Raw genomic sequence first — 12,040 nt, forward strand, 5'->3', positions numbered from 1 at the left:
AGCCGTCCGTTCCTGACCCTATTTTGCGGTCGCATATCCGCGTTGCCGTCTTGACCGTGCTTTTCGCCACGCCATCTGCTAGGAGAAGGCATCGCAACCCGATCGCGCCGGCCTTGAACCGGCGATGCGTTGGAGACACCCATGTTCATCCAGACCGAAGCTACCCCCAATCCCGCCACGCTGAAATTCCTGCCCGGCCGCGCCGTGCTCGAAGGCGGCACGATGGAGTTCACCAGCCGCGACAGCGCCGCGCGCTCGCCGCTGGCCGTGAAGCTGTTCGACATCCCCGGCGTGACCGGCGTGTTCTACGGCTCCGATTTCGTCACCGTCACCAAGGACGACGGCGACTGGCAGCACCTCAAGCCCGCGATCCTCGGCACCATCATGGAGCACTACATGTCCGGCGGGCCGATCCTCGCCGACGGCGCGCAGCCGGATGCCGGACCTCACGCCGAGGAATTTTTCAACGAGGCCGATGCCGAAACGGTGACCATCATCAAGGACATCATCGAGACCCGTGTCCGCCCGGCGGTCGCCAGCGACGGCGGCGATATCACCTTCCGCGGCTTCAAGGACGGCATCGTTTTCCTCGACATGAAGGGCTCCTGCTCGGGCTGCCCGTCCTCGACCGCGACGCTCAAGCACGGCATCCAGAACCTGCTCAAGCACTACGTGCCCGACGTTGTCGAAGTGAGGCCGATGTAAGCCTTCCTCGCGCGCGACGATTTGACGATGGCCGGGCTTGACCCGGCCATTTATTTTTCTGAATGCTTGCATACCCCGGCAGGCTTTTGGGCCTGCGATTTAGCCCTTTCACGAAAACCTTATTCGCCCATCATGCTCGTCCTCGCCATCGATACCGCGCTGGAATCCTGCGCTGCCGCGGTGCTCGACACCGAGGCGGAAATCTTCCGCGCACGGCAGAGCCTGCCGATGAAGCGCGGTCACGCCGAAGCGCTGATGCCGATGATCGACGAGGTGATGAAGGCGTCCGTAGTCTCCTATGCCGCGCTCGACCGGATCGCGGTCACGGTCGGCCCCGGCAGCTTCACCGGATTGCGGGTCGGCATTTCGGCGGCGCGCGGGCTTGGCCTCGCCGCCAACCGGCCCGTGGTCGGCATCACCACGCTTGCCGCCTATGCCGCGCCGCTGATCGACGGAGAAAGTGAAACGCCGGTGATCGCCGCGATCGATGCCCGCCATGGCCATGTCTATGCCCAGGCCTTTTCAGGCGACGGCACCACCCTGATCAAGCCCGCCATCATGCCGCTTGAGGACGTGTACCGCGCCGCCCGCTTCGGCGCCGCGCATATTGTCGGCGATGCGGCTGACATGATCGCGGAAAAATGGCCTCCGGAGTTCGCCTCGCCCGCATCGGTCAACCGGCAGGCGGCACCGGACATCGCATGGGTGGCATGGCTCGGCGCCAGCGTGGTGCCCGATGAAGCGCCGCCACGGCCTTATTATCTTCGCGCGCCCGACGCCAAGACCAGGGCCGAACTGGCGCAACGCTGATGGCGGGCCTCGTCTCGAAATTCCTGTCGCTGTTTTCCACGCGCGGCGCGGCGGCGGTCGAACCCGCGAACTTGCGTGACGCGCCTGCTCTGGCGCGGCTGCACAAGGCATCCTTCCATCGCGGATGGGATGCCGGGGAATTCGAGCAATTGCTGGCCGACCGCAGCGTGCTCGCACACAGGCTGCGGATGGGCAACACCGTCGCGGGCTTCATTCTCTCGCGCATGGCGGCGGACGAGGCGGAAATTCTGTCGGTCGCGATCGCGCCGAACCTGCGCGGCCGCGGCCTGGCCGGCCCGCTGGTCCAGACCCATCTCGGCTATCTCGCGGGGGCCGGCATCCGGACGGTTTTTCTCGAAGTCGAGGAAAACAACCGCCCCGCGCGCGCGCTGTATGCGAGGACTGGTTTCAGCACCGTGGGCCGGCGTGAGCGCTATTATAAAGATGACAGCGGTGCTCAATTAAATGCCATCGTGATGCGCCGCGACTTGTCGTCGTAGCTCTCAAATGGCAAAATGGCATCCATGCCAGTCGTGAAACCCGTACCTGCTTCGACATCGACCGACATCGAGTCGCGCTGCGCCGCGACCGGCATGCGCATGACCGAGCAGCGCCGCGTCATCGCGCGCGTGCTGGCGGAATCCACCGATCATCCGGATGTGGAAGAACTCTATCGCCGCTGCGTCGCGGTCGATGACAAGATCTCGATCTCGACGGTGTACCGCACCGTCAAGCTGTTCGAGGATGCGGGCATCATCGAGCGTCACGATTTCCGCGAAGGCCGCGCGCGCTACGAGCAGGTGCCGGACAACCATCACGACCATCTCATCAATTTGCGCGACGGCAAGGTGATCGAGTTCACCTCCGAGCAGATCGAGACGCTACAGACCGAAATTGCCCGCAAACTCGGCTACCGGCTGGTGGACCACCGTCTGGAACTGTATTGCGTCCCGCTCGACGACGACAAAAGCTGAATTTCCATCGATTTCAGCAGGTTTTGAGGCCCCCGATTGCTGGATTCGGCCCCCGATCCGCTATATTTGAAGCGCCAGACGCGGAAGAACCTGCTCCTTCCGCCATCGCCGCAACCAACCGGACCTCATGACGCCGCCGCGCAAGCTGCACATCAAATCCTACGGCTGCCAGATGAACGTCTACGATGCGCAGCGCATGGTGGACACGCTGGCGCCCGAGGGGTTCGTGGAGACGGCGGACGCCAGCGAGGCCGATCTCGTCATCCTCAACACCTGCCACATCCGCGAGAAGGCGTCGGAGAAAGTATTCTCCGAACTCGGCCGCCTGCGGGTGATGAAGGAAGAAGCCGAGCGCGCGGGCCGCGACATGAAGATCGCCGTCGCCGGATGCGTGGCGCAGGCCGAGGGCGCGGAGATCACGCGGCGCGCCAGCGCCGTCGATGTCGTGGTCGGTCCGCAGAGCTATCACAATCTGCCTAAACTTCTGGCGAAGGCGCGCAGCGGCGCGCCCGCGATCGAAACCGAATTTCCTATTCAGGATAAATTCTCATCATTGCCCGCGCCGCAACCCGCCGCGATCCGCGCGCGCGGCGTCTCGGCCTTCGTCACGGTGCAGGAAGGCTGCGACAAGTTCTGCACCTTCTGCGTCGTGCCCTACACGCGCGGCATGGAAGTGTCGCGGCCGGTCGCCGCCATTGTCGATGACGTGAAGCGGCTCGCCGACAACGGCGTGCGCGAGATCACGCTGATCGGCCAGAACGTCAACGCCTATCACGGCGAAGGGCCCGACAGTCTGACATGGCCGCTCGGCCGCCTGCTGCATCGCCTCGCCGCGATCCCGGGCATCGCCCGGCTGCGTTATTCGACCAGCCATCCGCGCGACGTGGATGATTCACTGATCGAGGCCCATCGCGACATTCCCGCCGTGATGCCGTTCGTGCATCTGCCGGTGCAATCCGGCTCCGACCGGATTCTGGCGGCGATGAACCGCAAGCACACCGCGGCCGATTACATCCGCGTCATCGAGCGGTTCCGGAAAGCGTCTCCGGGCATCGCCTTTTCCTCGGACTTCATCGTCGGATTCCCGGGTGAAACCGACCGGGATTTTTCCGACACTCTCGCACTCGTCACACAAATCAGTTACGCTGGCGCCTATTCGTTCAAGTATTCGCCCCGTCCGGGCACCCCGGCGGCGGACATGCAGGAGACGGACACGGCCTTGGCTGTTCCATTGGCGGTTCCAGCAGCGGTGATGGACGAGCGCCTGGCGCGGCTTCAGGCCCTGATCGACGCCCAGCAGGCGAGTTTCAACAGGTCTGCCATTGGCCGCACCGTCGAGGTGCTGTTCGAGCGCGCGGCGCGCGAGCCGGGTCAGATCGTCGGCCGCACCGCCTATCTGCAACCGGCGCATGTGATGGCCCCCGCCGACATCATCGGCCAGGTTCTGCCGGTCACCATCGACAGTCTGGAGCGCTACAGCCTCAAGGGCAGGCTCGCGCACGCGAACGCGGCGGACGCAGCCCCTTCACCGATCCTTGCAACGGAGTCTGAAACCTTTGCCTAAAAGCGCAGCGGATTCACCTTCACTCGCTCCCGGCCGCAAACCCGATCGCGACCCTTCCTCCTCACCGGAAACACAGATCGTCGTCGCCTTCGACGACAACCGTGCCGCCTCCGCGCTGGTGGGACCCTACGGCCAGCACCTCGCGCTGATCGAACGCCGCCTCGGCGTGGTCGCTGATTCGCGCGGCAACCATGTCACCATCGCGGGGTCGCGCGACGGCTGCGACGCGGCGCGGCGCGTGCTCGAAACGCTCTACAAGCAGGCGCTGGCCTCGACCGACATCAGCCATGGCGATGTCGAGGGCGCGATCCGCGCCATCCTCGCGCAAGGCTCGCTGTTCGATTTCGAAACCCGCGCCGGAAAAACCTCGTTCGAGGAAATCAACCTGCGCAAGCGCCCGGTGCGCGCCCGCACCGCCGCGCAGGACGCCTATATCCGCGCGCTCAAGCGCAACGAACTCGTGTTCGGCATCGGCCCCGCAGGCACCGGCAAGACATGGCTCGCGGTGGCGCAGGCCTGCCAGTTGTTCGAGCGCAAGGAAGTCGATCGCATCATCCTGTCGCGGCCCGCCGTCGAGGCCGGCGAACGGCTCGGCTTCCTGCCGGGCGACATGCGCGAGAAGGTCGATCCTTACTTAAGGCCGATCTACGACGCGCTCTACGACCTGATGGATTCGCGCGTCGTCGAGCGCGCGCTGCAAAGCGGCGAGATCGAGATCGCGCCGCTCGCCTTCATGCGCGGCCGCACGCTGACCAATGCCGCGATCATTCTCGACGAGGCGCAGAACACCACGTCGATGCAGATGAAGATGTTCCTGACGCGTCTGGGCGAAAACAGCCGCATGATCATCACCGGCGATCCGAGCCAGGTCGATCTGCCGAACGGCCAGCAATCGGGTCTCGCGGAAGCCTCGAAACTTCTTGCCGGCGTCGAAGGCATCGCGCAGGTGACGTTCGCCGCCGAGGACGTGATCCGTCACGAACTGGTCGCGCGCATCGTCGCCGCATATGAAGGCGGCCCGCGCACGGCTTCTCCGGCCAAGCCCTCCTGAGATCATGCCGCAACCTCCCACCGCCGATATTCTGATCGCTGCCGATTGCTGGCAGGAGCAGCTTGACGCCGAAGAGGTCGTCCAGCGCGCCATCGCCGCAGCCGCCGCGTTGGTCGAACTGCCTGCGGAGGACACCGAGGTCGCGGTGATGCTGGCGGACGATGCGCGCGTCCGCGAACTGAACAAGGAATGGCGCGGGCAGGACAAGGCGACCAACGTGCTGTCCTTTCCGGCCGCGCAGCCGCCCGGCGCAACGCCGCAGCCCTTGATGCTCGGCGACATCGCCATCGCCTATGAGACGACGCGCCTTGAGGCGGAGACCGAAGGCAAGCCGTTTCAAAACCATTTGAGTCATCTCGCCATTCATGGCTTCCTGCACCTGCTCGGCTATGACCATCTCGACGACACTGAGGCCGAGGAGATGGAAGGTCTGGAGCGCGAGATTCTGGCAAGCCTCGGCATCGCCGACCCCTACCTCATCAACGATCAGGCGACCTAACGTGCCCCCGGATTCCGACGACCCAGCGACCCCACCTATCCCTTCGAGCACCACGCTGCCCGTGCCGGTGCAACAAGGCGAGGTGCTGCGCCCGGCCGCCGAATCCTGGCTGTCGCGCGCGATCCGCTCATTATTCGGCTGGAAGGCCGGCTCCGCGCGCGCCGATATTCAGGTCGTGCTTGACGCCACCGCTCCCGACGACGAGACCAGCTTCACCGCGGTCGAGCGCACCATGCTGCGCAACATCCTGTCGCTGCACGATCGCCGCATCGCCGATGTCATGGTGCCGCGCGCCGATATCGTCGCCGTCCGCCGCGACATTTCATTGGCCGAACTGATGCTGCTGTTCGAGAGCGCGGGCCATTCGCGCCTCGTCGTCTACAACGACACGCTCGACGAACCCGAGGGCATCGTCCACATCCGCGACCTTGTCGCCTTCATCACCTCGAAGGCGAAGGTGGACCCCGAGGCCAACGCCAGGCGCAAGAAGCCGTTTCCGGCGGGCCTCGACCTCAAATCCGTCAATCTCGCCATTCCGCTGGCGGATGCGGCGATCATGCGCGAGCTTCTGTACGTGCCGCCGTCGATGCCCGCGATCGACCTCTTGGCGCAGATGCAGGCGACACGCATTCATCTGGCGCTCGTGGTCGATGAATATGGCGGCACCGACGGCCTCGTCTCGATCGAGGACATCGTCGAGCAGATCGTCGGCGAGATCGACGATGAACACGACAGCGATGAAGCGCCCTCCGTGGTGCGCCAGGCCGATAACTCCTTCATCGCCGACGGCCGCGCCAGCCTTGAGGATGTGAAGTCCGTGGTCGGCGAGGCGTTCGATGCCGGCGAGGCCGGTGAGGACGTCGATACGCTCGGCGGCTATCTGGTCAACCAGATCGGCCGCTTCCCGGTGCGCGGTGAAATCATTCCCGGCCCCGGCGAATTCGAGATCGAAGTGCTCGACGCCGATCCGCGCCGCGTCAAGCGCGTGCGCATCGGCATCCGCAAGGAAGAAGCCAGCGGCCGCCCGCCGCGCGACGGACGCCGCCGCGAACCATCCGCCGAGCAGGCGCCTGCCAAATCGCCGCCGGGTGGAGAGACCAGTCCATGAGCGTGGCCACCGCCCTGCATTCGCCAGCACGCGCCATCATCCTGAGCTGGGGCTGGCGGCGCGCGGCTATCGCCCTTGCCGCGGGCGCGATCTCCGCGCTGGCGATGGCCCCCTTCAATGCATGGCCGGTTTTGTTCATCACCTTCCCGGTGCTGGTGTGGCTGATTGACGGCACCGGCACCGGCCGGCGCGGCGTGACCAGCGCCGCCATCGCCGGGTGGTGGTTCGGCCTCGGCTATTTCGTCGCCGGACTATACTGGATCGGCAACGCGCTCCTCGTCGATGCCGACACCTTCGCCTGGCTGCTGCCGCTCGCGATCCTTGGGCTGCCCGCGCTGCTGGCGCTGTTCATGGCGGCGGGTTGCGCGCTGGCGCGGCTGATCTGGACCAGGGATTGGTCGCGCCTGTTGTCGCTCGCGGTGGCGCTCACCGTCAGCGAATGGTTGCGCGGCCATATCCTGTCCGGCTTTCCGTGGAACCTGTTCGGCTATGCGCTCGCCGAGCCATTGGCGATGGCGCAGGCCGCGTCATTGATCGGCATCTGGGGCGTGAGTTTCCTCGCGATCGCGATCTTTGCCAGCCCCGCGACCCTGATCGACGATCGCGCCCGCACGACTTGGCCATGGCTGCCGTTCGCCGTCTCGATCCTCCTGCTCGCGGCAAGCGGTGGCTACGGCGCATGGCGGCTTGATCAACACCCGACGCAATTCGTCGGCGGCGTGAAGCTGCGGCTGATGCAGCCGAACCTGCAACAGGACGTGAAGTTCAACTACTCCGCCAAGGACGACGTGATCGCGAAATACATGGCGCTGTCGGACCGCGCCACCGGCCCGCAGACCAGCGGCGTGCGCGACGCCACGATCCTGATCTGGCCGGAATCGGCATTTCCGTTTTTCCTGACGCGCGAACCGGCGGAACTTGCCAAGATCGCGGGCTTCCTGCCGCCGCAGACCACGCTGATCACCGGCGCGGTCCGCGCACCCGACCTGTCGCCTGCCGTGAAGCCGACCCGGGCCTACAACTCGATTTACGTCATCAACCACGACGGCGACATTCTATCGGTCTACGATAAGCTTCATCTCGTGCCGTTCGGCGAATACCTCCCGTTCCAGAATATGCTGGAGAAAATCGGGTTCCAGCAGATCACCAAGGTGCAAGGCGGCTTCATTCCGGGTTCCCGCCGGCGCACCATGGCCATTCCCGGCACGCCGCGCGTCCTCCCTCTGATCTGCTACGAAGTCGCCTTTTCCAATGCCATCGTGCCCGCGGGCGAGCGGCCAGGCTGGATCGTCAACCTGACCAATGACGGCTGGTTCGGAAACAGCACGGGCCCCTATCAGCATCTTCAGATGGCGCGCCTGCGCGCCATCGAGGAAGGGCTGCCGATCGTACGCAGCGCCAATACCGGAATTTCCGCGGTGATCGATCCCGTGGGACGTGAGGTCGGCCACCTTGCGCTTGGTCAAGAAGCCGTTCTGGATTCCGCCCTACCCGTGGCGTTACCGCCCACCGTTTTTTCACGCTGGCGGCATATCCCCCTCGGCGTGATGGTCTTGTTTGCCGGGCTTGTCGTGCTCGTCCGGCGCCGGCGTGAAGATTAATCCGCCGCTCGTTCATCTCGCCGGGATCAATATCAAATAATGAGACGGCGCCGCTCCGACTCTATTTAGCCCATTCTATCAGCTTAAAATTGCTCTATGGTCGGCACGATCGGCCATTGCGACCATATGGGTCAGAGCGGAAATTTGACGAAATTCGAAAAAGCAGCTTACTCGAAGAGTATCGTGCTCCTTTTCACGGTCGGTCAGGGAACAACTTGTGATGTCGGCGAAAACACCAAACCCGGTTGACAAATATGTCGGCAGCCGCGTGCGGATGCGTCGCATCATGCTGGGACTGAGTCAGGAGAAGCTCGGCGATGCGCTCGGGCTAACGTTTCAGCAAATCCAGAAATACGAAAAAGGCACCAACCGCATCGGCGCAAGCCGCCTGCATCAGATCGCCGATATCCTGCAAGTGCCGGTCTCGTTTCTGTTCGAGGGCGGACCGACCAACAGCACCAGCGTCGAGGGCCTCGGCGAAGCGCCCTCTCCGGCTTACGTCTCGGACTTTCTCGCGACCTCCGAGGGGCTGGCTCTGACGCGCGCATTCACGAAGATCACGGACGCGAAGCTCCGCCGCAGCATCGTCGACCTCGTCGAGCAGATCGCCGGAACGCAGAACCCGTCCTGACAGCAGGCTTGGCTTGCAACAGGCTTGGCTTGCGATTTTCGATTTCCCTTTTTGCCCCGAGCCTTTTATTGCGAGCATCCATGATGCAGGATTTTCCTTGCGTCATTTCCTGCGCTCCATTCCTGCAAGGCTCGCTCCGACATGCCGGACAACCATAACCATGACGCGCCCTCGCGGTCCTTTTTCGGACGCCGCAAGGGACACAAGCTGCGCCCGCATCACGCCTCGCTGATCGAGGACTTGCTGCCGCGCCTTGTGCTCGGCATCGGCGCGCCGCCGCCCGCAACTTTGACCGCGCTGTTCCCCGCAGGTACCGATGCCGTTCGTCTTGAGATCGGCTTCGGCGGCGGCGAGCATCTGCTTGCCGAAGCGTCGGCATTTCCGGGCACCGGCTTCATCGGCTGCGAGCCCTACGTCAACGGCATGGCGAAGATTCTCGCGCAGATCGAGGCGCGCGGTCTTTCCAACATCCGCCTGTTCGCCGGCGACGCCGCAGAGCTTCTCGCATGGGTACCGCAACACTCGCTGGCGCGGATCGACCTGATCCATCCCGACCCATGGCCGAAACGGCGGCACTGGAAGCGCCGCTTCGTGCAGGACGCCACGATCAAGGCGATGGCGCGTGCGTTGACGCCGCATGGCGAGTTCCGTTTCGTCTGCGACATCGACGACTACACGTCATGGACGCTGTGGCACCTGCAACGCGCCGAGGATTTCCTCTGGCTTGCTGAGCGCGCCGGCGACTGGCGCGCGCCATGGGCGGGCTACACCATGACGCGCTACGGCGCGAAGGCGACACGGGAAGGCCGTAAGGCGACTTACCTGCGGTTTCAGCGGCTTTGATGATTTAATTCGCGGGCTTATTTTTCGCGCGCGCGCCAGAACACCAGCACGCGCTGCGCCGTCGTGGTGGAGAGCCGCTCGTAGTTGAGGCGCGCTTCTTCGATATCCGGCGGCGAAGGCATCTTGCCCGGCCCCAGACGCAGAACGATCAGCGCGCGCGCCGTCGCCCATTCGAGACCGATCGCGCGCGCGATCAGGAGGATCGGATCGTAGCGATCGCCGAGGATCAACTGATCGACCGTCGCAAGGCGCACGCCGGACATCGCGGAAAGCGCGGCGACGGCTTCTTCGTATTTGTGCTCCTTGGCGAAATTCAAGAGCGCCGCCTCGTTCAGGCCGCCGGACTGATGCAGCGCGAGAATAAGCCGCTGCGCCGGGGCGAAGTCGCGCTTCACCATTCGCGCGCGCGGCGCCGAGGAAATTTCCAGCATCGCCTGGTTGATCGCAAGCCGCTGCTTCGGCTTCGCCGTCTCGAACATCCGGCGGCGCACGATGTCCACCGACCTCGACAGCAACTCCTTCAGGCCGTCAGGCGAAATGTCCTCGCGCTGGCCGAGCGACAGCGCCAGCACGCCGTCATCGGCGGCGCGATTGATCAGGCCGGAATATCCGGCCGTGGAAAACGCAGCACCGGAATTCTTCGCCAGCACGCGCACCACTTCGCGATCGGCGCGGCGCAAGATCACATCGGTCAGGGGTGCCGCAAGCGTATCGCGCTCGGAGATCGCCGCGAGATGCGCCTGCCCCTTGGCGCGCGCGATCTCCATCAGCAGATCTTCGTTGATCAGGGGCGAGCGGCTCAGGATAGGACCCGCGATACGGATTTCATCTTCCCGCGCGAGATAATTGACGACGCCGGGCGGTGCGTTGGACAGGCTCGCAAAACGCGCAGCCACACCGGCGCGCGCCGCAGGCTCGGCCGCAGGCACGAGACCGATCAGGATGCCGTCGAACAGTTCGACATGCTGCGGACCGAAGATCGGAGCGCCCTGCACGAACAGTTCGGCAAGCTTCGTGATCGCGGTCGCGCGCTTTTCCGCGGAGCCGCTTTTCGCGATCGCGTCGAGTTCGGGGATCAGGGACGTTGCTGCCATCAAATCGGGTCCGCGCGGGGTTCAAGCGCGGTTTCCAATCTAGAGACTGCTCATGAATGAAGGGTTTAGCCGGCCCTTCAATTCCTCTCTGCCAGCGGCGCCTGCCCGCACCACCCCTTGCCGGGAGCCCGGAAACGGCGTATATCCCTGCCAACTAATCATCTCATACGATCACGTAGGAGAGTGGGCCCTTCCGGACCCGCTCTTTTTTGTTACCCGGCGCGATCGCCTGAGCCGCGGGAGAAGCGATCCTCCCGCCGCGACAAACCGGCGCTGCCCCGGCAACGCCATGGAACCTTTTCTTAACCATAGAGACGGACCCGCTGACGCCCGACATGACCGCACCCGCTTCCATTCCCGAGACCGCCATGTCTGCCGAGACTATGCCTGCGGTCGAACGCCGCCTGGTGGTCGAACCGGGTGTCGCAGCGCGGGTGGCGGCGGTCGCCGAGCCGGTGCTCGAGGGTCTCGGCTATCAGCTGGTGCGCATCAAGATTTCAGGCGAGGCCGGCTGCACCGTGCAGATCATGGCCGAGCGGCCCGACGGCACCATGCTGATCGACGATTGCGAAGCCATCTCCAAGGCGCTGTCGCCGGTGATGGATGTCGCCGATCCGATCCAGCGCGCCTACCGGCTGGAGATTTCGTCGCCCGGCATCGACCGGCCGCTGGTGCGCCAGTCCGATTTCGAACGCTACACCGGCCACCTCGTGAAGATCGAGATGTCCGTGCCGCACGACGGCCGCAAGCGTTTTCGCGGCACGCTGGGAGGCATCGAGGGCGGACTCGTGCGCGTCACGCGCGATGACGCCAAGGACCACGAGGGCGCGCAGGAGGCGGACGTGCAGTTGCCGCTTTCCGATATCGCCAGCGCCAATCTCGTCCTGACCAACCAGTTGATCGCCGAATCCATGCGCCGCGGCCGCGACGCCGAACGCGAGCAGCTTGAGAATGCAGGCGTGCTGCCGCCTCCGCCGCCCCACGCCCAAAAGGCGCGCGAAATGCGCGGCAAGGCGAAGCCGCATCAATCGAAAGCCGACAAGAAGGCAGCCAGGAAACCGGCGAAGAAGCCGCTGCCGCAGAACACCAAAGCTCACAGGCTTGCAGCCGACGCCAAACGGCGCGCAGCCTTATCCGATTCCCACGAAGGAGAGTAAGCC

The 12,040-nt window shown here is 64.6% G+C and carries 13 protein-coding genes; 12 read left to right on the forward strand and 1 reads right to left on the reverse strand.

Annotation, left to right across the window (positions count from 1 at the left end):
* Positions 1-141 precede the first annotated feature (141 nt).
* The 11 genes from AFIC_RS00065 (at position 142) to trmB (ending at position 9,786) form a co-directional block, all read left to right on the forward strand.
* Entirely contained in the window at positions 142-705 is a 564-nt protein-coding gene (locus tag AFIC_RS00065; RefSeq protein ID WP_275247171.1) for a NifU family protein, read from the forward strand.
* Between the two features lie 132 nt (positions 706-837).
* Positions 838-1,515, forward strand: coding sequence for a tRNA (adenosine(37)-N6)-threonylcarbamoyltransferase complex dimerization subunit type 1 TsaB (gene tsaB, locus AFIC_RS00070; protein WP_275247172.1), 678 nt, complete (start codon positions 838-840; stop codon positions 1,513-1,515).
* Positions 1,515-2,015, forward strand: coding sequence for a ribosomal protein S18-alanine N-acetyltransferase (gene rimI, locus AFIC_RS00075; protein ID WP_275247173.1), 501 nt, complete (start codon positions 1,515-1,517; stop codon positions 2,013-2,015). The genes tsaB and rimI overlap by 1 nt, the downstream gene beginning before the upstream one ends.
* A 24-nt stretch (positions 2,016-2,039) precedes the next feature.
* Positions 2,040-2,489 carry a Fur family transcriptional regulator gene (locus AFIC_RS00080; protein ID WP_275247174.1) on the forward strand — a complete coding sequence of 150 codons (450 nt, stop codon included), beginning with the start codon at positions 2,040-2,042 and terminating at the stop codon, positions 2,487-2,489.
* 127 nt (positions 2,490-2,616) lie between these two features.
* Positions 2,617-4,053: a tRNA (N6-isopentenyl adenosine(37)-C2)-methylthiotransferase MiaB gene (miaB, locus tag AFIC_RS00085; protein WP_275247175.1), complete on the forward strand. Its 1,437-nt coding sequence runs from the start codon at positions 2,617-2,619 to the stop codon at positions 4,051-4,053.
* The gene (locus tag AFIC_RS00090; protein ID WP_275247176.1) at positions 4,046-5,104 is read left to right on the forward strand and encodes a PhoH family protein; all 1,059 of its coding nucleotides are present in this window, start codon (positions 4,046-4,048) and stop codon (positions 5,102-5,104) included. Before miaB ends, AFIC_RS00090 begins: the two co-directional genes overlap by 8 nt.
* 4 nt (positions 5,105-5,108) lie before the next feature.
* Positions 5,109-5,603: an rRNA maturation RNase YbeY gene (gene ybeY, locus AFIC_RS00095; RefSeq protein ID WP_275247177.1), complete on the forward strand. Its 495-nt coding sequence runs from the start codon at positions 5,109-5,111 to the stop codon at positions 5,601-5,603.
* A 1-nt stretch (position 5,604) separates the two neighbouring features.
* Complete coding sequence (locus AFIC_RS00100) at positions 5,605-6,711, forward strand: hemolysin family protein (protein ID WP_275247178.1); 1,107 nt, start codon at positions 5,605-5,607, stop codon at positions 6,709-6,711.
* Positions 6,708-8,312 carry an apolipoprotein N-acyltransferase gene (gene lnt / locus AFIC_RS00105; RefSeq protein WP_275247179.1) on the forward strand — a complete coding sequence of 535 codons (1,605 nt, stop codon included), beginning with the start codon at positions 6,708-6,710 and terminating at the stop codon, positions 8,310-8,312. Before AFIC_RS00100 ends, lnt begins: the two co-directional genes overlap by 4 nt.
* Positions 8,313-8,532: 220 nt before the next feature.
* Complete coding sequence (locus AFIC_RS00110; protein WP_275247180.1) at positions 8,533-8,943, forward strand: helix-turn-helix domain-containing protein; 411 nt, start codon at positions 8,533-8,535, stop codon at positions 8,941-8,943.
* A gap of 141 nt (positions 8,944-9,084) precedes the next feature.
* On the forward strand, positions 9,085-9,786 hold the full coding sequence (trmB, locus tag AFIC_RS00115) for a tRNA (guanosine(46)-N7)-methyltransferase TrmB (RefSeq protein WP_275247181.1): 702 nt from the start codon (positions 9,085-9,087) through the stop codon (positions 9,784-9,786).
* Between the two features lie 17 nt (positions 9,787-9,803).
* Here the strand turns inward: trmB and AFIC_RS00120 are convergent, their stop codons facing one another.
* Complete coding sequence (locus tag AFIC_RS00120) at positions 9,804-10,880, reverse strand: DUF2336 domain-containing protein (RefSeq protein ID WP_275247182.1); 1,077 nt, start codon at positions 10,878-10,880, stop codon at positions 9,804-9,806.
* A gap of 335 nt (positions 10,881-11,215) precedes the next feature.
* Between AFIC_RS00120 and rimP the strand changes: the two genes are divergently transcribed.
* Positions 11,216-12,037: a ribosome maturation factor RimP gene (gene rimP / locus AFIC_RS00125; protein WP_275247183.1), complete on the forward strand. Its 822-nt coding sequence runs from the start codon at positions 11,216-11,218 to the stop codon at positions 12,035-12,037.
* Positions 12,038-12,040: the final 3 nt, after the last annotated feature.

Origin of the sequence: [Pseudomonas] carboxydohydrogena, assembly GCF_029030725.1 — a bacterium.
Classification (GTDB): domain Bacteria; phylum Pseudomonadota; class Alphaproteobacteria; order Rhizobiales; family Xanthobacteraceae; genus Afipia; species Afipia carboxydohydrogena.